This window comes from Pseudomonas iridis, from assembly GCF_017980685.1.
In the GTDB taxonomy this organism is placed as follows: Bacteria; Pseudomonadota; Gammaproteobacteria; order Pseudomonadales; family Pseudomonadaceae; genus Aquipseudomonas; species Aquipseudomonas iridis.
The window spans coordinates 122,691-148,007 of sequence record NZ_JACXXO010000010.1 but is presented as its reverse complement, the minus strand read 5'-3'; the positions used below and the strand labels follow the sequence as shown (position 1 = coordinate 148,007).

At 60.5% G+C, this 25,317-nt stretch carries 20 protein-coding genes and 1 pseudogene; 7 read left to right on the top strand and 14 right to left on the bottom strand.

The annotated features are described in order from the left end of the window. Positions 1 to 338: 338 nt before the first annotated feature. The 4 genes and pseudogenes from IEQ42_RS27780 to IEQ42_RS17695 form a co-directional block, all read right to left on the bottom strand. Positions 339 to 1,202 carry a methyl-accepting chemotaxis protein gene (locus tag IEQ42_RS27780; RefSeq protein WP_414704701.1) on the bottom strand — a complete coding sequence of 288 codons (864 nt, stop codon included), beginning with the start codon at positions 1,200 to 1,202 and terminating at the stop codon, positions 339 to 341. Beyond that, positions 1,200 to 1,424: pseudogene (locus IEQ42_RS27775) on the bottom strand (HAMP domain-containing protein); the annotation flags it as partial. The pseudogene IEQ42_RS27775 and the gene IEQ42_RS27780, both read right to left, overlap by 3 nt. 987 nt (positions 1,425 to 2,411) lie before the next feature. Continuing rightward, positions 2,412 to 3,809, bottom strand: a complete 1,398-nt coding sequence (locus IEQ42_RS17700; RefSeq protein ID WP_210704356.1) for an aminotransferase-like domain-containing protein — start codon at positions 3,807 to 3,809, stop codon at positions 2,412 to 2,414. Between the two features lie 186 nt (positions 3,810 to 3,995). Then, positions 3,996 to 4,757, bottom strand: coding sequence for an SDR family oxidoreductase (locus IEQ42_RS17695; RefSeq protein WP_210704354.1), 762 nt, complete (start codon positions 4,755 to 4,757; stop codon positions 3,996 to 3,998). A 249-nt stretch (positions 4,758 to 5,006) separates the two neighbouring features. Between IEQ42_RS17695 and IEQ42_RS17690 the strand changes: the two genes are divergently transcribed. Next, on the top strand, positions 5,007 to 6,011 hold the full coding sequence (locus IEQ42_RS17690) for an NADP-dependent oxidoreductase (protein ID WP_210704352.1): 1,005 nt from the start codon (positions 5,007 to 5,009) through the stop codon (positions 6,009 to 6,011). A gap of 156 nt (positions 6,012 to 6,167) precedes the next feature. On the opposite strand, the gene pyrF is transcribed toward IEQ42_RS17690, so the two are convergent. Then, positions 6,168 to 6,866 carry an orotidine-5'-phosphate decarboxylase gene (gene pyrF / locus IEQ42_RS17685; protein ID WP_042560469.1) on the bottom strand — a complete coding sequence of 233 codons (699 nt, stop codon included), beginning with the start codon at positions 6,864 to 6,866 and terminating at the stop codon, positions 6,168 to 6,170. Positions 6,867 to 7,163: 297 nt separating this feature from the next. On the opposite strand from pyrF, the gene IEQ42_RS17680 reads away from it, so the two are divergent. Beyond that, complete coding sequence (locus tag IEQ42_RS17680) at positions 7,164 to 7,913, top strand: response regulator (RefSeq protein ID WP_042560470.1); 750 nt, start codon at positions 7,164 to 7,166, stop codon at positions 7,911 to 7,913. Next, entirely contained in the window at positions 7,913 to 8,962 is a 1,050-nt protein-coding gene (locus tag IEQ42_RS17675) for an ATP-binding protein (protein ID WP_210704350.1), read from the top strand. Before IEQ42_RS17680 ends, IEQ42_RS17675 begins: the two co-directional genes overlap by 1 nt. A 101-nt stretch (positions 8,963 to 9,063) precedes the next feature. Here the strand turns inward: IEQ42_RS17675 and IEQ42_RS17670 are convergent, their stop codons facing one another. From IEQ42_RS17670 to IEQ42_RS17655, 4 genes are all read right to left on the bottom strand, one after another. After that, the gene (locus tag IEQ42_RS17670) at positions 9,064 to 10,104 is read right to left on the bottom strand and encodes an AI-2E family transporter (RefSeq protein ID WP_042560472.1); all 1,041 of its coding nucleotides are present in this window, start codon (positions 10,102 to 10,104) and stop codon (positions 9,064 to 9,066) included. Positions 10,105 to 10,173: 69 nt separating this feature from the next. Beyond that, positions 10,174 to 10,980, bottom strand: coding sequence for a DUF4892 domain-containing protein (locus IEQ42_RS17665; RefSeq protein ID WP_210704348.1), 807 nt, complete (start codon positions 10,978 to 10,980; stop codon positions 10,174 to 10,176). 115 nt (positions 10,981 to 11,095) lie between these two features. Beyond that, positions 11,096 to 11,950 (bottom strand): alpha/beta hydrolase, encoded by an 855-nt coding sequence (locus IEQ42_RS17660; RefSeq protein WP_150593004.1) that lies wholly within the window; start codon positions 11,948 to 11,950, stop codon positions 11,096 to 11,098. Next, entirely contained in the window at positions 11,947 to 12,753 is an 807-nt protein-coding gene (locus IEQ42_RS17655) for an alpha/beta fold hydrolase (protein ID WP_210704346.1), read from the bottom strand. The genes IEQ42_RS17660 and IEQ42_RS17655 overlap by 4 nt, the downstream gene beginning before the upstream one ends. A gap of 221 nt (positions 12,754 to 12,974) precedes the next feature. On the opposite strand from IEQ42_RS17655, the gene IEQ42_RS17650 reads away from it, so the two are divergent. Beyond that, a complete protein-coding gene (locus IEQ42_RS17650; protein WP_210704341.1) occupies positions 12,975 to 15,980 on the top strand; it encodes an RHS repeat domain-containing protein in 3,006 nt (1,001 codons plus the stop codon). A gap of 30 nt (positions 15,981 to 16,010) precedes the next feature. On the opposite strand, the gene IEQ42_RS17645 is transcribed toward IEQ42_RS17650, so the two are convergent. The 5 genes from IEQ42_RS17645 to IEQ42_RS17625 form a co-directional block, all read right to left on the bottom strand. Then, positions 16,011 to 16,454: a hotdog fold thioesterase gene (locus tag IEQ42_RS17645; protein WP_042560476.1), complete on the bottom strand. Its 444-nt coding sequence runs from the start codon at positions 16,452 to 16,454 to the stop codon at positions 16,011 to 16,013. Between the two features lie 31 nt (positions 16,455 to 16,485). Further along, the gene (locus tag IEQ42_RS17640; RefSeq protein WP_210704340.1) at positions 16,486 to 18,141 is read right to left on the bottom strand and encodes an AMP-binding protein; all 1,656 of its coding nucleotides are present in this window, start codon (positions 18,139 to 18,141) and stop codon (positions 16,486 to 16,488) included. Positions 18,142 to 18,308: 167 nt separating this feature from the next. Beyond that, positions 18,309 to 18,761: a phosphohistidine phosphatase SixA gene (sixA, locus tag IEQ42_RS17635; RefSeq protein WP_210704339.1), complete on the bottom strand. Its 453-nt coding sequence runs from the start codon at positions 18,759 to 18,761 to the stop codon at positions 18,309 to 18,311. Then, complete coding sequence (locus tag IEQ42_RS17630) at positions 18,758 to 19,105, bottom strand: DUF4389 domain-containing protein (protein WP_210704338.1); 348 nt, start codon at positions 19,103 to 19,105, stop codon at positions 18,758 to 18,760. The genes sixA and IEQ42_RS17630 overlap by 4 nt, the downstream gene beginning before the upstream one ends. A 31-nt stretch (positions 19,106 to 19,136) precedes the next feature. Next, positions 19,137 to 20,162 (bottom strand): NAD(P)H-dependent glycerol-3-phosphate dehydrogenase, encoded by a 1,026-nt coding sequence (locus tag IEQ42_RS17625; protein WP_042560480.1) that lies wholly within the window; start codon positions 20,160 to 20,162, stop codon positions 19,137 to 19,139. A 196-nt stretch (positions 20,163 to 20,358) separates the two neighbouring features. Here IEQ42_RS17625 and IEQ42_RS17620 point away from each other — a divergent pair, with 196 nt between their 5' ends. The 3 genes from IEQ42_RS17620 to IEQ42_RS17610 are packed head-to-tail and all read left to right on the top strand — an operon-like array spanning position 20,359 to position 25,314. Next, entirely contained in the window at positions 20,359 to 22,482 is a 2,124-nt protein-coding gene (locus IEQ42_RS17620; RefSeq protein WP_210704337.1) for a TonB-dependent receptor plug domain-containing protein, read from the top strand. 1 nt (position 22,483) lies between these two features. Continuing rightward, the gene (locus IEQ42_RS17615) at positions 22,484 to 23,416 is read left to right on the top strand and encodes an ABC transporter substrate-binding protein (protein ID WP_210704331.1); all 933 of its coding nucleotides are present in this window, start codon (positions 22,484 to 22,486) and stop codon (positions 23,414 to 23,416) included. Further along, entirely contained in the window at positions 23,413 to 25,314 is a 1,902-nt protein-coding gene (locus IEQ42_RS17610) for a response regulator (protein WP_210704330.1), read from the top strand. The genes IEQ42_RS17615 and IEQ42_RS17610 overlap by 4 nt, the downstream gene beginning before the upstream one ends. The last annotated feature ends 3 nt before the right edge of the window (positions 25,315 to 25,317 follow it).

The following is a 25,317-nucleotide window of genomic DNA, read 5'->3' as shown; positions in this document are numbered from 1 at the left end:
CAGCTCTTGATCTTGATTCACCTGCCCCGTCGGCAGGCTGAGAGGAGGGATTCATCCGGGGGATTGGCGCGTAGCGCCGTTCGACGAAGTCGAACACATCGAAAGGAGGTGCAGCGCAGCAAACCGGAAGCGATGCCCCCGTATGGATCCCGGAACGAAGGAACCCCGAGCCCCAGCGAGCGGGCCGAACGTTGGGGCCCAGACCTTTGGTTCCTTTGGGGCGTTTGCCAAAGGGACTCGCTGTAAAAGCGAAACCGCCAGCCGCAACACCAAAAAAAACGGATATTCACCCCAACCCCCACAACATGGTCGGCCCAAAGGCCGCCAAGTCAAAAGCGTCAAAGCCGAAAATGCCCAACCATCCCGCGCAACTCACTCCCCAACTGCGCCAGCTCAATACTCGAAGCCGCATTCCCACGCATCGCAATCGACGACTGATCCGCACTCGCGCGAATACTCGTCACACTGCGATTGATCTCCTCCGCCACCGAACTCTGCTGCTCCGCCGCCGCGGCAATCTGCTGATTCATCTGCTGAATCAACGAAACCGCCGCCGCGATACTCCCCAACGCACTCTCAGTCTGCAACGCATCACTCACCGCGAGCTTCACCAACTCACCGCTGCTCTGAATCTGCTGCACCGACGAATGCGCCGCCGAGCGCAATGCACTGACCAGCCGTTCGATCTCTTCGGTCGATTGCTGCGTGCGTCGAGCCAATGCGCGAACCTCATCGGCCACCACCGCAAATCCCCTGCCCTGCTCCCCGGCCCGCGCCGCCTCGATCGCCGCATTCAATGCCAACAGATTGGTCTGCTCGGCAACGCTTTTGATCACACTCAGCACCGTACCGATATTCTGGATTTCGGCACTGAGACTCTCGATGCTTAAGCTGGCCGAATTCGCCGAATCCGCCAGCTGCTCGATCCGCGCCATGCTCTGGCGCACCACCTGCTGACCGCTCTCGACCTTGCCGTCCGCCGTCTGCGCCGCAAACGCCGCTTCTTCAGCGTTGCGCGCGACATCGTGGACGGTTGCGGTCATCTGGTTCATAGCCGTGGCCACCTGTTCGGTTTCTTCCTTCTGACTGCTGACCTCAAGATTGGTCTGCTCGGTGACTGCCGACAACGACTGCGCGGAGCTGGCCAATTGTTCGATACCGGCCTGCAACCCACTGACAATTGTGCTCAACCCCGCGCCCATCTGCTGCATCGCCAGCATCAGTTGGCCAATCTCGTCACGGCGGGTGACTTCCACGGTCGCACTCAAATCACCGGCCGCAATGCGCTGCGCGACATTGATCACACTGCGCAACGGCGCGACGATCAGCCGAGTAATCAGCCACGCCGCAATCAGACCAACCAATAGCGCCAATGCCGAAGAACCCACAATCAACAGGGAGTTCTTTTTCAGCTCGGCCTGCATGGCGGCGTCTTCGGCAACGTAAGCCTGATCCACCCGTTCCATCACTTGTGCCGCGCGCTGATGCAATTGCTCGTAGACAGTTTTTTCCTGTTCGAGCAATCCGGTGTACTCGGCCAGCTTGTCGTTGAAACCGGCAATGTGCCCCGAGACTTCATTGAGCACCGTCAGATACCCATCGTCCTTGACCGTGGACTTCAGCGCTTCGGCCTGGCTCTGGGCTTGCGCGGCCTGTTCGATATTGCCCTTGCCACCACTGTCATCGCCCTTGCGACTTTGATCCAGACGAACCCGCGCCTCATTCATCGCTTGCAGCATCAGCCTCGACACCTGGCTGATCTGATTGGCCTGTTCGATGAACTGCGCACCGTCCTTGCCTTCGGTGTCCTTCAAGGTATAGGCACCGTCGTCCGCCAGCCCGGCCTGCAACACGTCGAGGTTGTTGGCCACGCTGGAGACCGACCAACTGGCCATTTCCAGCGCCAGATCCTTGGTCTGGGTCAACGAGACAAACTCGTCGAACGCCTTGCGATACGCGCCCAGCGACTGCTCGACATCCATCATGACCGGGACGTTGGCCGGCGATTGCGCCTTGAGCTCGTTGGCCAGGGCAATCAAGCCATCCACGCCCTCACGCAAGGCGTCGGCCGTTTTCGGATTACCGCGCAAGGCATACTCCTGCTCGAGCAAACGCACCTTGAGCAACCCGCTATTGAGCGAGGACATCTGTTTCAGTCCGTCGAATCGGTGGCTGATGGTTTGCAGGGACCAGACGCCAATCGCCGCCACCAGTGCAGTCAGCAGCAAAACCAGCACAAACCCGATACCCAGTTTTTTCGCCATACCGAGGTTGGCAAAACGTCCTTGCACGGCCGAAATCATTGCGCGTAGTCCCCTGCCAAAGTCAGTTGTCGAAGAGTCGCAATGGCCATGAACAAGCACAAGTCTCTGGCGTCGGAATAATGGCAAAAAGCTACGCCTGCGTCGTTTTCAGAACATTTGAGGTCGATCCGAACCGGTCTGCCGAAAAAACTGTCGAGCCCGCGGATCACAGGCGTAAGCCACGTTGATGCGATGCCAGTCGCCCCCCTCGCCACTGGGGCTGAAGGCGTCCGGGGCGGACAGCAAAACACCACAACGCTGAGCCTGTGCACGCACTCGTGTCTGATCCGCCACCCGCGCACGTGCCCAGATGAACAAGCCGCCAGTCGGTTTGCCAAACACTTCCCAGTCGGCGTCTTCCAGTGCCTGCAACGCCGCGGCGCGATCGGCATTCAAACGCTGCCGCTGGCGCTGCACCAGTTTGCGATAAGCACCTGTCGCCATCAGGTTGGCCAGCGCCGCCTCGGAAAACCTTGAGGCCCCCAGACCACTGATCATCTTGACCTGGGCAAGCCGCGCAACAATCTCGCTGTCGGCGAGAACAAATCCGACCCGCAACGAACTGCTGAGTGTCTTGGAAAAACTGCCGACATAAATCACTCGCCCTTCATCGTCCAGCGCCGCCAGTCGAGTACCGTTGCCCGTGTGCAGGTCGGCGTAGACATCGTCTTCGATCACGCGCAAATCGTAGGTCTTGCTCAATTGCACGATGCGCTGCGCCACCGCCGGCGTCAGGCAACTGCCAGTCGGGTTCTGGTGATGGCTGTTGATGAACAACGCCGTGGGCTGAAACTGGCGCAGCAACGCCTCGAGCGCGACGGTATCCGGCCCGCTCGGTGTGCGCTGCACTTCAAGCATCTGCACCCCGTGCAGCCGCAACAGGTCGAACAGCGGCGCGTAACCGGGGGTTTCGACTACCACGCAGTCGCCGGCCTTGAACAAGGTTCGAACGATCAGGTCCAGCGCGTGACTGGCGCCGCTCGTGCTCAGCAACTGCGTGCTGCGAGCCTCGATACCGAACAGTCGCAGGCGTTTGACGATCTGCTCGCGCAATGCCGCAAGGCCCAGCGGCGTGCTGTAGTTGAACAGGCTGGCCATGTCGGTGCGCGCCACCTCCCGCAGCGCATAGCTGAGATCGTCAGGCTCGCGCCAGCTCTGCGGCAAACCGCCGCCGCCAAGTTTCAAGCCACTCGCGGCCCCACACACCGCATCACACCAGGCAAGCCGGTCCTCGAAGGGCGACTCATCCTCTGCGCTCGCCGTCGACGGCGACGCTGCCACGATAAATCCCGCGCCCTGACGGGTGGTCAGGACGCCCTGCGAAACCAGCCGCTCGCACGCCTCGACGACACACGACTGGCTGAGCAGATTACCCCGGGCGATTTGCCGAACCGAGGGCAAACGGGTGGCTGGCGGTACCCCGCTTTGCAGGATCCACTCAGTCAGCCCGTCAACAATCTGCTGTACGACGGGCACCATTGCCTGTCGGTCAATTCTCAATTCCATGAGCAAGCAAACTCCTGTCCGTTTTGCTGGCGGCAGTTAATCACAGCCACGCCGCACAGGCTGTGCGACAACGCCGTTAAAAGCGACTGTTCTAATCATTTGATACACATTGTTTAGTGGTTTAAGTGAACTCAACGCAGCCCATAAAAAAACCCGCACGAATGCGGGTTTGTTCAGCCATGTGATTCAGAACGCGGTAACGCCACCATCCACCGCCAACGAATGGCCCGTGGTGAACGCAGCACCGTCGCTGCACAGGTACAACACCGCACTGGCAATTTCCTCGACCTTGCCGATGCGCCCCACCGGATGCATGGCATTGGCGAACTCGCCTTTCTTCGGATCGGCCTCATAGGCACGACGGAACATGTCGGTGTCGATGACTGCCGGACACACCGCGTTGACGCGGATTTTCTTCTTCGCGTACTCGATGGCCGCCGACTTGGTCAGACCGATCACCGCGTGTTTCGACGCAGCATAAATGCTCATCTTCGGCGCCGCCCCCAGGCCCGCCACCGAGGCCGTGTTGACGATCGCTCCGCCCCCTTGAGCCAGCAACAGCGGCAACTGATATTTCATGCACAGCCAGACGCCTTTGACATTGACGCCCATGATCGCGTCGAACTCGTCCATCGAACCGTCGGCCAGTTTGCCCTTCTCGATTTCGATCCCGGCATTGTTGAAGGCATAGTCGAGACGGCCGTAGGTATTGATCACCTCGTCCATCAGATTTTTCACTTCGCTTTCGACGGTAACGTTGCAGCGGACGAAGGTAGCGTCTCCGCCGGCTGTACGAATAAGCGCGACAATGCCCTCCCCTCCGGCAGTATCCAGATCGGCCACCACCACTTTCAGACCTTCGGCGGCAAATGCCTGGGCAGTGGCGCGGCCAATGCCGTTGGCGGCTCCCGTGACTACGGCGACCTGACCGGAAAACGTCATGCTCATTGTTATGTCCTCGAACGGATAGATGCAGGGGGCTGTGTAGACATGCAGCGCAATTGCAGCATAGCGACAAGGGTTTGCCGGACGTCAGCACTATCAGAGGGCTGTTTATGCGCCCATGCGTCGCAGTGATAAATCCATGCCTATGACTATCACTGCATTGGATCGGCGAGCATTCGCCGCATCAGCCAACCTTGCGGCATCGCCCATGAAGGTCTATCAACAAGGCTTCATTCAACTTGAGTGCCTGTCATGACTTCCCAGACCAATCGCCAGTTCCTGCTCGCCAAACGCCCGGTGGGTGCCGCCACCCGCGAGACCTTCACCTATCAGGAAGTGCCGGTCGGGGAACCTGCGGCAGGACAGATTCTGGTCAAGAACGAATACCTGTCCCTCGACCCGGCCATGCGCGGCTGGATGAATGAAGGCAAGTCCTACATTCCGCCGGTCGGTATCGGCGAAGTCATGCGCGCCTTGGGCGTAGGCAAAGTCGTCGCATCGAACAATCCGGGCTTTGCAGTCGGGGACTACGTCAACGGCGCCCTTGGCGTGCAGGATTTTTTCCTCGGCGAGCCTAGAGGTTTCTACAAAGTCGATCCTAAACTGGCGCCGTTGCCGGTTTATCTCTCTGCGCTGGGCATGACGGGCATGACCGCCTACTTCGCCCTGCTCGATGTCGGCGCACCGAAGGCCGGCGACACCGTGGTGCTTTCCGGCGCGGCCGGTGCGGTGGGCAGCATTGCCGGACAGATCGCCAAGATCAAAGGTTGCCGCGTGGTCGGCATTGCCGGCGGTGCCGACAAGTGCAAATTCCTTATTGATGAATTGGGCTTCGACGGCGCCATCGACTACAAGAGTGAAGACGTGGTTGCAGGGCTTAAACGTGAATGCCCGAAAGGCGTCGACGTGTATTTCGATAACGTCGGCGGCGATATTCTCGACGCGGTGTTGAGCCGTTTGAACATGAAGGCGCGCGTGGTGATCTGCGGTGCGATCAGCCAATACAACAACAAGGAGGCGGTCAAAGGCCCGGCCAACTACCTGTCGCTGCTGGTCAACCGTGCGCGGATGGAAGGTTTTGTGGTGATGGACCATGCCGCACAATTCGCTGCCGCCGGGCAGGAAATGGCCGGCTGGATGGCCAAGGGCGAACTCAAGAGCAAGGAAGATGTTGTCGAGGGACTGGAGACGTTCCCGGAGACGCTGATGAAATTGTTCAGCGGCGAGAATTTCGGCAAGTTGGTGTTGAAGGTCTAAAGCACATTCAAAAGGATCTCAGCCTGTAGGCAGCCCATGCAGGAGCTGCCGAAGGCTGCGATCTTTTTACCGCTCGCAGCCATTTATATCAGCTGAGGGAAAGATCAAAAGATCGCAGGCTGCGCCAGCTCCTACAGGGTTTTGTGCAGGGTCTGATCAGGCGATTTCGGCGACGACGGAGGCCAACGCCTGCGCCGGATCAGCGGCCTGGCTGATCGGACGGCCGATCACCAGGTAATCGGAGCCTGCATCCAGCGCCTGACGCGGGGTCAGAATGCGTCGTTGGTCGTCCTGCGCGCTGCCCGCCGGGCGAATCCCCGGGGTCACCAGTTGCAGCGACGGATGCGCAGTTTTCAGCGCCTGGGCTTCCAGTGCCGAGCACACCAGACCATCCATCCCGGCTTTCTCGGCCAATGCTGCCAGACGCAGAACCTGCTCTTGCGGCTCAATATCCAGACCAATACCTGCCAGGTCTTCGCGTTCCATGCTGGTCAGCACGGTGACGCCGATCAGCAGCGGCTGCGGACCGCTACGCTTGTCTAATACTTCACGGCAGGCCGCCATCATGCGCATGCCGCCGGAGCAGTGAACGTTGACCATCCACACGCCCATCTCGGCAGCCGCTTTTACGGCCATCGCAGTGGTGTTGGGAATATCGTGGAATTTCAGATCAAGGAATACTTCAAAACCCTTGTCACGCAGGGTGCCGACGATTTCAGCGGCGCAACTGGTGAACAGCTCCTTGCCCACTTTGACCCGGCACAGTTTCGGGTCCAACTGGTCGGCCAGCTTCAGTGCGGCGTCACGGGTGGGGAAATCCAGGGCGACGATGATAGGAGTCTGGCAGACGGACATTGGGAGGGCTCTCAGGCAGGTCGAAATCGGCGCGCATTGTAGCGGAACCGGCGGCGGCGCGGCACCCGATGATCGGTAAAATCGTCGTGCCAGTCGAGATCAGCATAGCGCTCGCTGCTATTGTGTCGACTCCGATACACAACCGACATGTCGCCAACACGCGCCCGCGCTAGCCTCGCCAGCCGCAATACGTCCTTACATCAGCACTTCCCGCCTCACCGCCGGACGCCTATGCTGAAACCACCACCTCGCAGCCCATCTTTGTGGTTGGCGGCCTACTGGCAGATGAACAGCCCCATGCACAACACCCAAACCACCGTGACGGATGAGCAAAAAGACGACAAGCGCTGGAGCATTCGCGCACTGATCGTCGACGACGACGTGCCGATCCGCGAGTTGATGATCGACTACCTCGCGCGTTTCAACATCCATGCGAGCGGCGTCACCGATGGCACAGCGATGCGCCAGGCCATGCAAGCCGAGCATTTCGATGTGGTGGTGCTGGACCTGATGCTGCCCGGCGAAGACGGCTTGTCGCTGTGCCGCTGGCTGCGCGCCGAATCGGACATCCCGATCCTGATGCTCACCGCACGCTGCGAACCCACCGACCGCATCATCGGCCTGGAACTCGGCGCCGACGACTACATGGCCAAACCGTTCGAACCGCGCGAACTCGTCGCACGTATCCAGACCATCCTGCGCCGCGTGCGCGATGATCGCACCGAGCAGCGGGCGAACATCCGCTTCGACAACTGGCGCCTGAACAGCGTCCTGCGCCAACTGGTCGCCGACGATGGCCTGGTGGTGCCGCTGTCCAACGCCGAGTTTCGCCTGCTCTGGGTGTTTATCGAACGCCCGCGCCGGGTGCTCAGCCGCGAACAATTGCTCGACGCTGCGCGCGGTCGCTCAATCGAAGCGTTCGACCGCAGCATCGACTTGCTGGTCTCACGCCTGCGACAGAAACTCGGCGACGATCCAAAAGCCCCGCAGTTGATCAAAACCGTACGCGGTGAAGGTTACCTGTTCGACGCCCGAGACATCGGCTGATGCGGGCGCGCTTCGACACTCTGTTCGGCCGGCTGTTTGGCGTGCTGTTCGTGGCGATCGTCCTGGCGCACTTGCTCGCTTTTACCTGGTTCCGCCTCTACGGCCCGCCACCGCCTCCGCCACCACCGGAACTCTCCCAAAATATCGAAGGCCAACCGTCGCCGCACGATTCTCGCTACCCGCACCGCCCACCGCGCCCCTGGTTCGGCGGCCCGATCGTGCCGCTGACTTTTCAGTTCATCACCTTGATGGTCGCCGCGTGGTACGGCGCCAAGTTGCTCAGTCGGCCGATCCAACGCCTGAGCGACGCCGCCGAACGTCTCAGCGAAGACCTCGACAGCCCCCCGCTGGACGAGTCAGGCCCACGCGAGGCGCGGCAAGCGGCGCACACCTTCAACCTGATGCAGCGGCGCATTCGTGAACAAGTCCAGCAACGTGCGCGCATGCTCGGCGCGGTGTCCCATGACCTGCGCACCCCCTTGTCACGACTGAAATTGCGCCTGGAGAACATCAGCGACGACAAGCTGCAAAGCCAGATGCGGCAGGATTTGAACGACATGATCGCCATGCTCGACGCCACCCTCACCTACCTGCATGAGCAACGCACCAGCGAAGCCCTGCAACTGATGGACGTGCAGGCGCTGGTCGAATCATTGTGCGAAAACGCTCAGGACCAGGGCGCGGACGTACACGTCAGCGGCCATTGCGCACCGCTGCCGGTGCAACCGATGGCGCTGCGTTCCTGCCTCAACAACCTGATGGATAACGCCCTGCGTTACGCCGGGCAGGCGCGCATCGAATTGCACGATCAGCGCGAGCAACTGCTGATCTGCGTGATCGACCATGGGCCGGGGATTGCCGAGGACAAACGTGAAGCGGTGTTCGAACCATTCTTTCGTCTGGAAGGATCGCGCAACCGCAATTCCGGTGGCGTCGGGCTGGGCATGACCATCGCCCGTGAAGCGGCGCAGCGACTGGGCGGGCAATTGAATCTGGAGGAAACGCCAGGCGGTGGTCTCACCGCCATCATTCGCCTGCCGCGCGCCTGAAAAGCCAAAATCCCGGTAGGCGTAAGCCTGCCGGGATGGGGGCTTTACAGTCGACATCAAGATCGACGGATATGCCCCAAGCCAAAAACCTTGAAGCGCCCTTAAACCCGAGCCTGACTCTTACTCCAATCCGTCAACAAACTATAAGCCACCGCCAAAAGCGTAGGCCCGATAAACAACCCGATAAACCCGAACGCAATCAACCCGCCAAACACCCCAAGCAACACAATCACCAACGGCAAATTCCCGCCTCGGCTGATCAGATACGGCTTGAGCACGTTGTCCACGCCACTGATGATAAACGTCCCCCAGATCCCCAAAAACACCGCCATCCCGTACTCGCCCTTCCAGGCCAGCCAGGCAGTGGCCGGCACCCACACCAACGGTGGGCCCATCGGAATCAGACTCAGCAGAAACGTGACGATACCCAAGACCAATGCCCCAGGCACCCCGGCAATCAGGAACCCGATCAATGCCAGAACCGCCTGCGCCGCTGCCGTGCCGATCACCCCGTTGACCACTCGCTGCACCGTCCCGGCAACCAGTTCGATGTAGTACCCGGCGCGATCGCCAATCAAACGCTCCAGCAAACCGTGCACGAACGCCGCCAGACGCGGCCCGTCGCGATAGAAAAAGAACACAAAGACAATGCTCAGTGACAGCTCGAGAATCCCGCCGCCGATCTGCGCACTGCGCGCCAGCAACCAGTTACCGACCTGCCCCAGATAAGGTTTGATCGACACCATCAACGCGGCGCCCTGCTGATCGATGCTGTCCCAAATGCCGACCAGCCGTTCGCCCACTAGCGGCACACTGCCGAGCCAGGTCGGCGCCTCCGGCAAACCGTCGACCTGCACATCCTTGATGAACGCCGTCGCGTCACGCACGTGATCGGCCAGGTTGAAGCCCAGCCAGACCAACGGTACCGCCACCAACAACATCCAGCCCAGGGTCAGAACCGCCGCCGCCAGCGATTCACGGCCATTGAGCAGCCGGGTCAAAAGACGCATCAGCGGCCAACTGGCAAACGCCAGTACTGCGCCCCAGAACAGCGCCGACCAGAACGGCGCCATCACCCACAGGCTGGCGCCAAACAACACCAGCAGCAGGATCTGCACCAGCAGTCGATCGTTATTGAGCATGTAAGGTCTCGAGAAAGTCAGTCAGGCAAAGAGTAGGCGAACACGCGGCGCGCGCTCGCCCGATGCAGCTTATCGCAACAGATCAATGCGCAAACCTGTGCCATCGATACTCCCGGTTTCCATCCGCGCCGCGCGCACACCCTGATTGATCAATGCCTGGCGCCAGGCCTCGGCTTTCGGCCCGGACACTGTCACTCGCTGCGTGGTATCGAGATTCAGTCCACGGGAAATCAGGCGCAACCACGTGTCATCCGGGTCATTGACGAGTTTGGGGAAATCCAGCTCGCCGGTGCTCTTGAGCTGGCGCAACAGGGTCGCGGAGGTCGGCAGCAGCTCACCCAGCGGCGCAGCCGCTTCGAACTGTTCGACATGCAGATAGGCTCTGCGATTGCCCCGCGTGATGCTGTAGAGCGCCACCAGCGTGTTGTCCCGCGGCGCGGCCAGCCTCAGCAACAAGTACGCCTGTTGCTCGTCGGCGCCGTACAGTTTGGCATTGCCGAACACTTCGTTGGCCCACAGGCTGCTTTCGCCGCAGTCGCGGGCCTGGCACCAGAACAGCAACTCGGCGTCCTGCTTTTGCAGGGCCTCGCGGGCGGCGGTGAAGGCTTCGGTGGCGGCGTGTTCGGGTGGCAACTCGTAAGTGACCGAGGTGGTCTGGCCACGGGCAGTGACCTGACCGTCAAAGCGCAACTGGCCGCTGATCTTGCGGATCGAGCCCAATGGGTAAATCCGCTCCTGCTCTGCCGGAGGGCGATAGTCGACGATTTTCGCGTCGGCCAGTCGCGGCACGATCTGCAGGTCCTGACTGCCCAGCACATCGGCGGCGAACGAAATGGAACTGAAGCAGCACAGCGCCAACAGACTAAGTGATCGCATAGTCAGGCTCATCGGATCGGCATGGCTTGGCGGATCGGGGTCGTAGCGGTATAGAAATCCATCGTGGTTGTCTCCCATTTCAACCCGCCCAGCCTCGACAGTTGCCCGGTGCAAGTCAAGGAATGGCGAAGAACCGATTGAAACAGTCTGCGACAAGATCCGCACCGGCCTCGTCGTTCAGGTGCAAATGGTGCCCGCCGGGCAGCTGTTCCCGGCTAAAGGGTAGACGCTCCAGCAGCTCAGGGTGTTTGGCCAGCATGCCGTCCGCCGCGACCACCAATTGCGCCGGGCAACCGATGCGCTGGACGAAGGCCATCGCCTGCTCCTGAGTCAGGCGCAGCGGCGATGGCAGGGTCAGGCGATTGTCGGTGCGCCAGGTGTAACCGCCAGGCACCGGCATCAAGCCGCGCTGAGCCAGCAACTCTGCGGCCTCCCGACTGACCGCGACCAGGCCTTTCATCCGCGCCTCGATGGCACGGTCGAGGGTGGTGTAGACCGGTTTGCGCTTCTCGCGCAGATCCAGTTGCGCCTGCAGAGCCATGCCCATGCGCTCGGCAGCGTTTTCGCCCTTGTCTGTAGGAGGAATCACCCCATCGATCAACGCCAGATGAGTGATCCGATCCGGCAACGATCCCGCCAGCACCATGGAAACAATCGCGCCCATGGAATGCCCGAGCAGGCCGAAACGCTTCCAGCCCAGTTGCTCGGCGACTTGCAGTACGTCATGGGCGTAGTCCCACAGCGCATACCCGGCGCCGTGCGGCCGATGCCCGGAATGCCCGTGCCCAGCCATGTCCAGCGCGATAATGCGCAGGCCTTTGAGCTTCGGCGCGAGACGGGCAAAGCTGTTGGCGTTGTCGAGCCAGCCATGCAAGGCGATGACCGGCACACCGTCCTCGGGTCCGAACAAATGCGCGGCCAGTTCGATATGCGGCAGGCTCAGGCGCACTTCTTCGAAGGTAGGGCTCATGCGCATTCCTTGTCCTGGCGGTTTTCCCAGCGGCTAAACAGGTTTTTCAGCAAGCGTGCCGTGTCCTGCGGACGCTCAAGGGGAAACATATGCCCACCGGGCATGCTCAGCGCCTCACCTTGGGCAAGCCGCGAAACGAAGCGCGTGTGATGGCGCATGACCACCCGGCTCGTGTGTCCACGCACCACCGCCAGCGGCACCTGCAACTGGCGGGTGCGGCCGGGGCTGGTGTGCGGCACGCCGCGATAAATGCTGATTTCGGTGGCCGGGTCGAAACGCAGACGCAGCTTGTCGCCTACCTTGTGCAGGCCATGTTGCAGGTAAGCGTCGAAGCATTCCGGGTCGAACCCGCGAAACAGGCTCTTGCCGGCGAAATAGCTGCGCGCACTGGCGAGATCGGTAAATTCTTCACGTCGGCCAAGGGTGCGGCCGGCCGGGGTCAGTCTGTCGATGAAACCGAAGCGCTTGGCCGCGCGGATCACCCATTGGTCAGTGCGGGTCAGCACCGGCGAATCGAGCATCACCACGCCGCGATACAACTCAGGGCAACGCAACGCCGCATGCAGGTGCAGCACACCGCCAAAGGAGTGACCGACGCCCCACACGGGCTGATCTTGCTGTTGCAAATGGTGGATCAATTCGTCGACAAGGTTGTACCAGTTGTCATCCGCCGGAAAACGCGGGTCATGGGCATGCTGCTCCAGATGCGCGACCCGATACTCGGGCGCCAGCGCCGCGAACAACTTGCCGTAGGTGCCCGAGGGAAACCCGTTGGCGTGGGCGAAAAAGATAGGTTGCGACATACGGGCAAATCCATGAGCGGGAAACGTGGCGTTGATTGTCCGTAAGACCGCGCCCGGCGGCAATGACCGTAACTGCCAGGAATGATGGCAATGTTGCTTTATCCATAGGTGAACCGCACCAGTCGTCGCAAACTCTGCGCACCTGTAATTTCTGACAGTTGACTGCTCACCTGCCTTGCCGAATAACTAGGGTCGGTCACCAGCTGCGGACGCCTACCTTCATGCACACTCAAACACCTACAGTTGCTGTGATGGATTCACGAGGGCTGAAGATTGCCACGGTGTCCTACTGTCGTGACATCCCCGGTGGAACGGCCGAACCGCGAATTTATCGCCAACGTTTCGACGCTGTCGGTCGTCTGACTGACGTCTGCGATCCTCGCCTGCACGCTCTGCGAGAAAACAACCCGGATGCCCGCACCAACCTTAAAGTGCTTTCCAGCCTCTCAGGCATTTCCCTGAACAGCGAAAGCGTAGATGGGCTAACTCGGCTGACACTGCCGGGCGCCGCAGGACAACGTCTCATCGACTGGGACGGGCTGCTGACGCAGACTTTGACCCAGTACGACTTCATGATGCGCCCGGTCAGAGTCGTCGAACAGGAACAAGGAAGAAATGCCAGAAACTGCGGCTTCTTCACTTATGGTGACTGCATGCCGTCATCGGCAACGCGCAATCAGTGCGGACGAATTGTCCGTCATGATGACAATAGCGGCACCGAATTTTTTCCGGGTTACACACTGAACGGTGATCAACACGCTTGTGTTCGACACTTCCTGGCAGAACTCGATGAGCCTGACTGGCCTGAAACCGAGTCTGAAAGAAACCTGTTACACGAACCCGGTAACGGCATGACAACTCATATTGTCTACAACGCTATTGGGGAATCAGTTAGCCAGCAGGACGCAATGGGCAATACCAAACAACTGCATTTGAACGTTGCCGGGCAACTGGAGCAAATCAGCCTGAAAATCGTCGGAGATTCGCAAGACTGCCTATTACTGCACGATATCCAGTACAACGCGTGCGATCAGGTGATGCGCCAGACAGCCGCCACTGGCGTGATCAGCCAGAATCTATACGATCCGCAGAATGGCCGCCTTGAGGAAATCATTGCCGGGACAGTCAACCAGCCCCCCCTGCAACATCTGGTTTATGGCTATGATCCGGTGGGCAACATCCTCAGCATCAAAGACATGGCGCAGCGCACGCGTTTCTTTCGCAACCAGAGAATCGAACCGGTCAGCACGTTTACTTATGACAGCCTTTACCAATTGATCTGCGCCACGGGCTGGCAACGAAGCAATACGGCTAATGGCCCTGATGAACCGGTCTTTACTTCCCCTCCAGATTCCGCCCAGTTGGAAAACTACCGCCAGACGTACGCGTACGATGCTGCCGGCAACCTCACGACACTTGTTCATTGTGCGTCGAGCCAGAGCTGGACACAGCGCACGGCAATTTCCAGATATAGCAATCGCGGCCTGGAGCAAGCGGTCGGCGGCGCTCTACCCGACGAGGGTGAAATTGCCGCCGCATTCGATGCCAATGGCAACAGAAAAACGCTGCAGCCTGGGCAGAATATGCATTGGAGCGCCGGCAGACGATTGCGTCAGGTTGATCAGGTCAATCGCAAAAATGCAGCGGATGACTGCGAACGCTATGTCTACGATGGCATGGGTCAGCGCAAGCGCAAAGTACGCCTTGTACAACAGGCAGGCGCCGCGCAAACACACGAAACGCGCTACTTGCCAGAGCTGGAAATACGCTCCCGGCCTGACGAAACCCTGCACGTCATCTCAGTGCAGGCGGGGCGTTGCCGGGTTGAAGTTCTGCACTGGTCGAGCAAGGGCCCGACAGCCAATCAATATCACTACAACTTCAGTAATCATCTGGGCTCGAGCATGCTGGTGCTCGACCATCAGGGCACGATCATCAGCGAGGAGAACTACTTCCCCTACGGTGGGACCTCGTGGTGGGCAGGCCCGGACCTGATTCGAGCGCGTTACAAGACACGCCGTTATGCTGGCCAGGAGCGCGATGCCACAGGTCTTTATTACTACGGGCAACGCTTCTACGCGCCTTGGCTGATGCGCTGGATCAGTCCCGATCCAGCGGGAGTTGCAGATGGTCTGAATCTGTTTTTGATGGTGCGCGGCAATCCAGTCCGTTTTTTCGACCAACAAGGACTGACAGGCGTCGATACCGCCAAGGCGGCCGGCGCGACCGCCGCTCGTGAGTTTGTGAGCGCGGCAATTGCCACGGCCGTGCAAGCGGCTTTCGTAGGTTTCCTGCCTCCAGCGCACATAACGGTGACCATTGCTGGTGTAGCGGCGGGGGCAATCACGGGCGGCATGAGTGGATATGCCGGTGCCAACTGGGCGCAAAGCGCGATACCCAACAACGATCCGGGAAGCTGGGGGCCTCTGGCGGCGAAAATAGGTGGTGCAGCATTAGGTGCGGCCCTAGGCGCCGCGCCTTCCCTTTTAGGCATGCTCGATCCGAAAGGCAATACAGCGGCGGCCAGTCAGATTGGCAGCGCCTTTGGTACGTTTTATAGGGAAATGTCGGCCCAATATCTCGCCAACGTTGGCCCAAAGAATCCTTCTGTCGGTCGTGTCGACCTGCTCACGGGAACTGCCAGTGTAGCGGCAGCCGGGCTGGCATCAGGCCTCACCGGGCTGGGCGGTGCCAAGCTGTTTGGAGCTGATGCTACGGGAAACGCTCTGCAGTCCATCCTTTCCGTCTCGGCGGTAACGGCGACCAGTGCTGCCGCAGCCTCTGTCACGAGGGGATTGCGAGGTACGCAGACCAAACCGTCGAGCAAAAGCGAACCCGCCTTCAACAAGGACGACGCGGTTGCCGGCTACAGCAGCCGCCATTTCTTTTTATCTCTGGGGCAACTCGCCAATTTGGCCGTCGCGCGGATCCCTGGGTACGGCGACCTGGACCTGAACACTCGAACAGCAATCAGCCGGGCAGTCGTCAGCGCCGTCGGCGACATCCGCTCGACGTTTGTCACGATTGCGAAGCCTGGCTTTAGCGCAGAACTGGGACAAACCTCTTGGGATCTAGAGAAAAACCAGTATGGCGCTGCCATTAACCGAGACAGCCCACCTGATTCGAGCAACCCGGATTTTGACCCGGCCGCCACTGAAATCCTGCATTTCGTTAGCGAGACGGGTCCTGGACAACGGAAGTATTCCCGGTCACAACTGAGGTTCTGACCGGGGCAAAACCTCAGCAAACTGCTGCAATCAGCGCGCCGGCGGTTGCTCACCTAACGGCACCACCGCCATGGTCAATCGCGACACACAACTGGCCTTGCCTTCATCGCTGGTCAGGCGGATATCCCAGACATGCGTGGTGCGGCCGATGTGAATCGGCTTGGCCACCGCTGTCACCCGGCCACTGCGCAGACCGCGCAAATGGTTGGCGTTGATCTCAAGCCCCACGCAATAAAACTTGCTCGCGTCGATGCACAAATAGCTGGCCATCGAACCGACGGTTTCCGCCAGCACCACCGACGCGCCGCCGTGCAGCAAGCCATAGGGCTGATGCGTGCGGTGGTCGATGACCATGCTCGCGGTCAGCGACTCTTCGTCGAACGCTTCGAAACGGATGTCGAGCACTTCGCCGATGGTGTTTTTCTGAATCGCGTTCAACTGCTCGATGTTGGGAGTGGTACGCCACAAGCTCATCGCAGACTTCCTTTGTTGTTTTAGTCGTCGCTCAATCCTGCCACAGCACCGCCTCGCTGCGCGCGCTCCATTCTTCGAATCGGGCGCCGTAGGTGTCTTCGATGACGTTGCGTTTGATCTTCAGTGTTGGTGTCAGGAAGCCGTTTTCCACTGCCCAGCTGTCCTTGACCACCACCAGCCGGCGCAGTTGCTCGTGCTTGTCGAGCACGGCGTTGACCTCCTCCAGCAGCTTTTCCAGGCTCGAATGCAGGCTCGCTCGCGGCTCTTCCTGATTGACGCTCGAGAGCACGCACAGGCCCAGCGGCGCACTCAGGCCATCACCGACCACGCACACCTGCTCGATTCGCGAATGCACCGCCAGACGGTTTTCGATCGGTGCCGGCGCCACGTACTTGCCTTTGCTGGTCTTGAAAATCTCCTTCAACCGCCCGGTTAATCGCAGACGTCCCTCGGCATCCTGTTCGCCCTTGTCGCCGGTGCGCAGAAAGCCGTCTGCGGTGAGGGGCTCGGCAGTTTTCTGCGGCTCCTTGAAATAGCCAAGCATGTTCGCCTGACTGCGCACCTGGACCTCGCCGGATGCATCGATGCGCACCTCGACATCCGGGCACGGTTTGCCGATCCAGCCCTGTTTGTATTCGCCGGGCAAACAGATGTGCGAGTAACCGCAACCCTCTGTCATGCCGTAGACCTCCAGCACATCGAGGCCGAGTTTCTGATACCAGGCGAGCAATGTCTGCGGCACAGGTGCTGCACCGGACAGGGCCACGCGCAAGGCGTCCAGCCCCAGGCCCGCCAACACCTTGTGCCCGACCCGCTTACCGATGAAGGGCAGACCGAGCAGCAAGTCCAGACGTTTCGCCGGGATCTTGCTGTAGACGCCCATCTGGAATTTGGTCCAGATCCGCGGCACCCCGAACATTGCCGTCGGCCGCGCCCGCTTCAGATCGGTGATGAAGGTGTCGAGGCTTTCGGCAAAGTACACGGTCTGCCCGGTATAAATCGAGGCCATTTCAACGAACATGCGTTCTGCGACGTGGCACAACGGCAGGTACGACAGCAGCCGATCGTTCTCGTTGAGCCCGAACAGCTGCGTGCCACGGCTGGTGGCGAACCCCAGATTGGCGAAACTGTGCATCACGCCTTTGGGCAGGCCAGTGGTGCCGGAAGTGTAAATGATGGTCGCCAGTTGCTCGGCGGCGGGACGGGGGTCGTCCTGGATCGGCGAACTGCGTTGCAACTCAGCCCAGCTGAAACTGAAATCGCCGGGCGGATGCAGCGGCAGGCTGATGGTCGGCAAGCCCGCCGGCACGCCTGTCGACATGCTCGGCCAGTCATCAAGTTTGCCGATAAATGCGAGCACGCTCTCCGAGTGATTGAGCACTTGTGCGACGGAGTCGGCCGTCAGGTTGGGATACAGCGGCACTGAAACGTGCCCGGCCATCCAGATGGCCAGGTCGGCGATGATCCAGTGCGCGCAGTTTTTCGAGATCAGGGCGATATGGCTACCTGGCGGCAACTCCCGTGCACGCAGCCAGTGTGCGGCGCAGCGAGCCTGATGGCCGACGTCGGCCCAGGTCAGCGTCTCGACCTCGCCACCACCGATTGGCTGCACGAGAAAGCGCTGGCGTGGATGCCGGGCTTCACGCTCGTAAAACACGTCCAGCGGCAAACGGAATGCGGCAGACATGCGACTCGCTCCTGTTTTTTAGGTCTGGAGCAAGCGTAGTCAACCAAGCAAGTGCTTGGTTGGAATTTTTACTAAAAGAAACAAGATCAAAAGATCGCAGCCTTCGGCAGCGCCTACATGAGAATGCGATCCCATGCAGGAGCTGCCGAAGGCTGCGATCTTTTGCTTTAAGGATGCTTGAGGCTGTTGAGGGTCATCGAGCCAATCAGCAGTTCACCACTCTCAAGCTCGGCCAACCCAGCCGTGCCGACCTTTTCCGGCGGATACCCGGCGCCATGCTGCAGATAGCTGAGCAAATTGCCCACCAGCGGATTGTGACTGACCAGCAGCGCATTGCTCACCGAAACCAGCTGATCGGTGACTTTGTCCGGATCGACCTCCGGCGTCAGCCACTCGACCGTGCGGATCTCGGGCTCGAAGCCCAGCGCCTCGCGGACAATCTGCGCGGTCTGTTGCGCGCGCAGGTACGGGCTGGCGTAAATCGCGGTAATCGGTTGCCCGATCAACTGCGCAGCGCTGCGCAATGCCTCTTCACGGCCATGCTCGGTCAGCTCCCGTTCGGAGTCGGGGCACGAGCCATAAGGCACGGCTTCACCGTGACGCAATACCCAGAGTTTCATAGCTTGGGTTCCTCATCGCGAACCGGATGCGGTGCTGGCGGCACGGCATGCGGCGCCTCACCTTCGGGCGCACGCGGCGCTGGCCAGTCGGCAAACGGCCAAGGCTTCTGGTCGCTGTGAAAACTGCCGAAGCGGCCGATCTGCGCCAGAAACTGGCTCAGGCTGTCGCCGAAATTCATCAGGCTGGCGCTCGGTGCGCCATAGATCAAACGATAGATCAGTTGCACCAGCACCACTGCGCCGAGAATGAACTGCGCCACTTGCCAGACCAGCAGGTAGATGATCATCCATAACACCCGCAGGAGGATGGATTCGTACCTGGCTTCGGATTTTGATTCGTTCATGTTCAGCTCCCCTACCCGTGAATAACAGCAGTCAGTTGAAACCACTGGTGGAAATAAAGTCGACGTCGGTTTTCGGCTCGGCCCGCATCAACAGTTCGATGACCTGTTCCAGCGTGCGCCCCTCGAACAGGATCGCGTGCAAGCCTGCGACCAGCGGCATGTAGACGCCGACTTCCTGGGACTTGGCTTTCAGCACTTTCAGGGTATTGACCCCTTCGGCGACTTCTCCGAGGCGCGACACCGCCTCCTCAAGGCTCAGGCCCTGGCCGAGGGCGAATCCGACCTGATAGTTGCGGCTTTTCGGCGACGAGCACGTGACGATCAGATCGCCAACACCCGCCAGACCGAGGAAGGTCATCGGGTTGGCGCCCTGATTCACCGCAAACCGGGTCATCTCGGCCAAGGCGCGGGTGATCAGCATGCTCTTGGTGTTCTCGCCCATTTCCAGCGCCACCGCCATGCCGGCGATGATCGCGTAAACGTTTTTCAACGCCCCGCCCAGTTCGACACCAAAACGGTCGGCGCTGGCATAAACACGAAAGGTGCGGCCATGCAGCGCGGCTTGCACCTGTTTGCACAACTCTTCGTCTTCACTGGCGACCACCGTGGCCGTCAGCGCATGTTCGGCGATTTCCCGCGCCAGATTCGGCCCGGACAACACGCCGATGCGCGCCTGCGGGGCGATCTCTTCGAGGATCTGACTCATCAGCTTGAAGGTCTGGGCTTCGATGCCTTTGGTCAGGCTGACCAGCATCTTGCCGCTCAGACGCTCGGCGTGCGCGGCGAGCACTGTGCGCAGTGCGCTGGACGGCAGCGCAACAAAGCACAGATCGCAGGCGTCGAGGGTCTGCTGCAAGTCGGTGACCGCCGTCACTCCCGGCAGAATCTTGATGCCTTTGAGGTAACGCGGATTTTCGCGATTGACCCGGATGGCCTCGGCCTGCTCGGGGTCACGCATCCACTGCAGGACTTGATGGCCGTTCTCGGCCAATAAATTGGCCACGGCGGTACCAAAACTTCCGCCTCCCAGGACCGCAATCGGGCGCTGCTCAGTCATATGCAATCCGTTAATCCATACCAGTGGCGATGCCGGCATTATACGGGGCGACCCGGTCGCGGCCAGCCCCTGCGTCAATAACCGACAGTTATAGGAAGAAGACCAATAAAACCTGGGAAAATGCCCGCAACGTAACTGGAAAAGTCGCTGTCCTCGGTTAACATGCGCGCCAATTCTTCGTTCGATAGGCCGCGTCGTGTTTTTCGCTCCTCCCCCACCGCGTTCTTCCCTGCTGCTGGCGCTGTTGTTCAGCCCGGTGCTGCTGGCGGACGACCTGTTCATGGACAGCCAGGCGCTGCCGCAGGTACTGACGGCCACTCGGCTAAAACAGACGCCGGCGGAAGTGCCGGGGAGCATGACCGTACTCGACAGCGAACTGATCAGCGCCAGCGGCGCCCGCGACATCAGCGAACTGCTGCGGCTGGTGCCGGGCATGATGGTCGGCAACATCAGCGGCAATCAGGCGGCGGTCAACTACCACGGCACCAACGCCACCGAAGCGCGGCGCATGCAGGTATTGATCGACGGCCGCTCGGTGTACCGCGCAGGTCTGGCCACGGTGGACTGGAGCGATATCCCGGTGGCCATGGAGGACATCGACCGCATCGAAGTCTTTCGCGGCCCGAACACCGTCAGCTACGGCGCCAACGCGCTGATGGCGGTGGTCAATATCATCACGCGCCACCCGGCGGACAGCCACGGCACGCGGCTGAAAATCACCCGGGGTCAGCGCGGCATCAATGACTTTTATGCCAGCCAGGGCACCGGATGGAATGGCGGTGATCTGCGTCTGTCGCTGTCCGGCCAGGAGGATGACGGTTTCGACAGCGATCGCACGGGCGCCGATTACCGTGACAGCCGCCGCTTGAACCGCTTCAGCCTCGCGGTCAGCCACACGCTGAATGACAACCAGAGCCTCGACTGGCAGGTCAACGCGAAGGACGGCAACAATCAACGGCCTTATACCTACCGCCCGGTGTTCTCGGGGATTACTGACAGCGGCAACAATTCCGACGTTGTCGCCAAGGACTATGCCGGCTCGGTGCGCTGGAATCTCGACATCAATCCCGAGCACAGTCTCTATGTACAAGGTTCGGCGCAGCACTGGGATCGTCAGCAGGTGTGGCGCGCCTGTGATGCCGAGGTCTCCTTCAGCCCGGAGCTGACACAGCTGTGGCAGCTCAACCCGAATTACACCGAACGTTTAGCGCGCAACATCACACGCTTCACCGGCCCGGGCGCAGCGCCCGGCACGCCGCAGGAAATGGCGCTGGCCAACCAGGTGCTCGATCAGTGGCGCAACGGCGCCAGTCAGACGTTATGCGGCGACATCGACCAAAGCGCCCGCGAGTCACGCTACGACCTCGAACTGCAAGACACCCTCAGCCTGTCCGACAGCCTGCGTCTGGTCAGCGGCCTGAACTATCGTTACGACCGCGCCAGTTCCGAGACCTACTTCAACGGCACGCTGGACGACACCACGTATCGTGCGTTCGGCCAATTGGAGTGGCGCGCCACTGAACACTGGCTGTTGCAGGGCGGTGCGATGTTCGAAGACACGCAACTGATCGGCAGTTCGCTGACCCCACGCTTCGCGATCAATTACCTGATCAACCCGCGTCACGGCCTGCGCGCGGTGTACTCGGAGGCGATCCGCTCGCCGGACATGTTCGAGAACAACGTCAACTGGAGCTATCAGGTCAGCAAACTGCGACCTTCGGCGTACGGCAAGTCTTCGGCGCGCTATTTCGTCAAGACGCGCGGCCCCGGCGATCTCGATCAGGAACACATGCGCTCGCGAGAGCTGGGCTACAACGGATACTTCGCCGAGTGGGGTCTGGCGGTCGACGTCAAACTGTTCTACGACGAGATCACCGGGATGATCAGCGAACCGCTGCGCAACAATCAGTACATCGCCAGCAACGCCAACAGCTCACGTTTTCGCGGCACCGAAACCCAACTCGACTGGCGCGTGAACACGGTCGACCGCTTGCGCTTCACTTACGCTTACGTCGACGCCGAAGCGAGCAATCCGCTGGATCAGCAATTTACCGCCAGTCACAGCGGTTCTGCCGGATGGCTGCGCGACTGGGGCCACGGCTGGAACAGCGCCCTCTTCTATTACGGCGACAACGCGCTCAACGGCTATCGCTTCGAGCGCATCGACTCCCGAATAGCCAAACGCATCACGCTGGGCAAGGCCCAACTGGAACTGGCCGGCGTGCTGCAGCAGCGCCTCGATCACGAGCCGACCACCTTCGTCGACAACAATTACGACGAACGCCGCGTGATGTATGTCAGCGCCGAGCTGGAGTTCTAGCATGCGCCACGGTCTGCCAAGGAAGACGCCGACCCTCGGCCATTGGCTGGCCGGCCTTGGCCTGTTTATGACCGCGTGGCTGCACGGCATGGCGGTGCAGGCCGCCGACATTCTGTTGACCGGCGCCGAAGAAAGCCCCGGCGTGCAGGCTTTCGTGCAGGCGCTGAGCGAATTGCGTCCCACCGACAACGTGCGTTTCCAGCCCTTGGCCAGTCTGCCCGCGCCAGGCAAATTGCCGGCCAGCCTGCGCCTGATTCTGCTCGACCTGCCAAGCCTCGACTGGCGCCTGCAAGAACCTCAAGGCCCGGCGACGCTGGTGCTGCGCATCAGCCGTCTGCAAGCCCGACAACGCCTCGGCGCGGCGCAACCAGCGCACCTGAGTTTGCTCTGGAGTGATCCGCCACTGAGCCGCCAGCTGCAATTGATCCGACGCATCCTGCCTCAGGCGAGCCGGATTGGCGTGTTGTTCGATGAACACAGCGAGTTCCTCCTCAAAGAACTGCTTCTGGCAGCCGAGCCGATGAATCTGCAAGTGGTCAGCCAGCGCTGGGACAACACTCACGACAGCCGCCCCCTGCAAGCCGTGCTGAAAAACAGTGACGTGCTGCTGGGCCTGGATGACCCGGATTTGTACAACCCGAAGACCGCGAAAAATCTGCTGCTCAGCAGCTATTCCCGGCAAATGGCGCTGGTCGGGCCAAACGCCGCGTTCGTGCGCGCCGGCAGCCTGGCCAGCACTTACAGCGACCAGAGCGATTGGCTGAGCGTTCTCGACCGGTTGCTCGACCAGCCGCCGATACAGTGGCCGCGATCGCTCTATCCCGAACGCTTTAAGGTCTCAAGTAATGCCCAGGTCGCTCGTTCCTTGGGTATCGAACCGCTGAATGAAGCGTCTGTCGCCAGCGCGTTGGCTGAAGGAGAAAGCCGCCCATGAATTTTCGTCGTTGGGACATCAACACCCGTACCCAATTGATCAGCCTCGGCCCGGCGCTGTTGCTGACGTTGTTGTTGATCAGTTTCTTCACGTTCGTGCGCATTCAGGATTTGCGCCAGGAGCTGAACCACACCGGTCAACTGATCGCCAACCAACTGGCGCCCGCCACCGAATACGGGGTGATTTCCGGCAACAACGACGTGTTGGAAAGTCTGCTCAAGGCGACACTGGCAACGCCCAACGTGCGCTTCCTTGAAGTACAGGACAGCGCCAACCGGATTCTGGTGTATGTCGAACAACCGGCGGATTCCCACAGTCGTCCGCATCAGGTCGAAGTGTTCCAGGCGCCGGTTCGACTGCAACGGATTGCCCTGAACAATGATTTTTTCCAGGACGCCAAAGTCAGCAGCGGCGCGGCCAGCGAGGATTATCTGGGGCGGGTGATCGTCGGTCTGTCCAACGATGCCTTCAGTCAGCGCCAGCAGGAGATTCTGCTCAAGGCCGGGATTATGGCGCTGTTCGCCCTGCTCTTTACGTTTGTCCTGGCGCGGCGTCTGGCCGGCAGCCTGTCGCAGCCGATTCGCGATATCGGCAACGCGGTCAAGGCGATCCAGGATGGCGACTTTAAAACCCCGCTGCCGATCGTCGATGACACCGAACTGGGCGCGCTGTCGCAGCACATCAACAATCTCGCTCAGGCGCTGGAGCAGGCCAGTCGTGAACAGCATCAGGCGATGGCACAGTTGATCCAGACACGCGAGGAAGCGGAAAAGGCCAACAACGCCAAATCCGACTTCCTGGCGATGATGAGCCATGAACTGCGCACGCCCATGAATGGCGTGCTCGGCATGCTGCAATTGCTGGAAACCACCGACATGACCGAGGAGCAGATCGAGTACGCCGCGCTCGCTTCGGAGTCCACTGAACACTTGCTCAAGGTCATCAACGACATCCTCGACTTCTCGCGCATCGAGCGTTCGGAGCTTGAGCTGGAACACATTCCGTTCAACCTCGCCGAACTGATCGGCGCGTGCGCCCAGTCGTTCCAGCACAGCGCAGTGCAACGTGGTCTGGCGCTCAACCTGCGGATTCCCGAAGACATGCGCGGCTTGCAGGTGCAGGGCGATCCGACGCGGATCCGGCAGATTCTGGTCAACCTGGTCGGCAATGCCTTGAAGTTCACTGAACAGGGCCGGGTTAGTATCGAGGCGCAGTGGCAGTCGCTGGATCACGAATTGCTGTGGTTCACCTGCTCGGTGCGCGACAGTGGCATCGGCATTTCCTCCGAGAGCCTGGAGCTGATGTTCAACGCGTTCCAGCAGGCCGACAGCTCGATTTCGCGACGCTACGGTGGCACCGGCCTGGGCCTGCCGATCGCGCGCACACTGGCCGAACGCATGGGCGGCACATTAAGGGCGCAGAGTGAGGAAGGTCTTGGGTCGGTGTTCACCCTGGAAATCCCTTTGGCTCTTTGTAAGCAGGCATTGCCAAAACAGGTCGCACCGCGTGCCTTGAACGGTGACGGCCAGGGCGCTGGGCGCACGGTGTTGCTGGTTGAAGACAACCCGGTCAATCAGACGGTTATTGAAGCGATGCTGCGCAGTCTGGGCTTTACTGTCAGTGTCGCCACCGATGGCGCTCAGGCAGTGCGCAGTGCCCAGGGCAGTGAGTTCGAAGTGATTCTGATGGATTGTCGCCTGCCGATCATCGACGGCTATGAAGCCACCCGACAGATCCGCGACCTGCCCGGACGCGGCAACGTGCCGATCATCGCGCTGACCGCCAATGCCTTGCAGGGCGACCGGGAAACCTGTCTGTCGGCGGGGATGAACGATTATCTGGCCAAGCCGTTCAAACGTAATGATCTGCAGCAGATTCTGCAGCGGTGGGTGTCTTAGTGT

What these genes read in the sequence shown, in the direction of transcription:
- IEQ42_RS17700 (WP_210704356.1), bottom strand. Translation starts at nt 3,809, where the DNA reads ATGGAATTGAGAATTGACCGACAGGCAATGGTGCCCGTCGTACAGCAG.
- IEQ42_RS17690 (WP_210704352.1), top strand. Translation starts at nt 5,007, where the DNA reads ATGACTTCCCAGACCAATCGCCAGTTCCTGCTCGCCAAACGCCCGGTG.
- IEQ42_RS17655 (WP_210704346.1), bottom strand. Translation starts at nt 12,753, where the DNA reads ATGTCGCAACCTATCTTTTTCGCCCACGCCAACGGGTTTCCCTCGGGC.
- pyrF (WP_042560469.1), bottom strand. Translation starts at nt 6,866, where the DNA reads ATGTCCGTCTGCCAGACTCCTATCATCGTCGCCCTGGATTTCCCCACC.
- IEQ42_RS17645 (WP_042560476.1), bottom strand. Translation starts at nt 16,454, where the DNA reads ATGAGCTTGTGGCGTACCACTCCCAACATCGAGCAGTTGAACGCGATT.
- IEQ42_RS17640 (WP_210704340.1), bottom strand. Translation starts at nt 18,141, where the DNA reads ATGTCTGCCGCATTCCGTTTGCCGCTGGACGTGTTTTACGAGCGTGAA.
- IEQ42_RS17610 (WP_210704330.1), top strand. Translation starts at nt 23,413, where the DNA reads ATGAATTTTCGTCGTTGGGACATCAACACCCGTACCCAATTGATCAGC.
- IEQ42_RS17630 (WP_210704338.1), bottom strand. Translation starts at nt 19,105, where the DNA reads ATGAACGAATCAAAATCCGAAGCCAGGTACGAATCCATCCTCCTGCGG.
- IEQ42_RS17650 (WP_210704341.1), top strand. Translation starts at nt 12,975, where the DNA reads ATGCACACTCAAACACCTACAGTTGCTGTGATGGATTCACGAGGGCTG.
- IEQ42_RS17615 (WP_210704331.1), top strand. Translation starts at nt 22,484, where the DNA reads ATGCGCCACGGTCTGCCAAGGAAGACGCCGACCCTCGGCCATTGGCTG.
- IEQ42_RS17625 (WP_042560480.1), bottom strand. Translation starts at nt 20,162, where the DNA reads ATGACTGAGCAGCGCCCGATTGCGGTCCTGGGAGGCGGAAGTTTTGGT.
- sixA (WP_210704339.1), bottom strand. Translation starts at nt 18,761, where the DNA reads ATGAAACTCTGGGTATTGCGTCACGGTGAAGCCGTGCCTTATGGCTCG.
- IEQ42_RS27780 (WP_414704701.1), bottom strand. Translation starts at nt 1,202, where the DNA reads ATGGGCGCGGGGTTGAGCACAATTGTCAGTGGGTTGCAGGCCGGTATC.
- IEQ42_RS17680 (WP_042560470.1), top strand. Translation starts at nt 7,164, where the DNA reads ATGCACAACACCCAAACCACCGTGACGGATGAGCAAAAAGACGACAAG.
- IEQ42_RS17665 (WP_210704348.1), bottom strand. Translation starts at nt 10,980, where the DNA reads ATGCGATCACTTAGTCTGTTGGCGCTGTGCTGCTTCAGTTCCATTTCG.
- IEQ42_RS17675 (WP_210704350.1), top strand. Translation starts at nt 7,913, where the DNA reads ATGCGGGCGCGCTTCGACACTCTGTTCGGCCGGCTGTTTGGCGTGCTG.
- IEQ42_RS17695 (WP_210704354.1), bottom strand. Translation starts at nt 4,757, where the DNA reads ATGAGCATGACGTTTTCCGGTCAGGTCGCCGTAGTCACGGGAGCCGCC.
- IEQ42_RS17660 (WP_150593004.1), bottom strand. Translation starts at nt 11,950, where the DNA reads ATGAGCCCTACCTTCGAAGAAGTGCGCCTGAGCCTGCCGCATATCGAA.
- IEQ42_RS17670 (WP_042560472.1), bottom strand. Translation starts at nt 10,104, where the DNA reads ATGCTCAATAACGATCGACTGCTGGTGCAGATCCTGCTGCTGGTGTTG.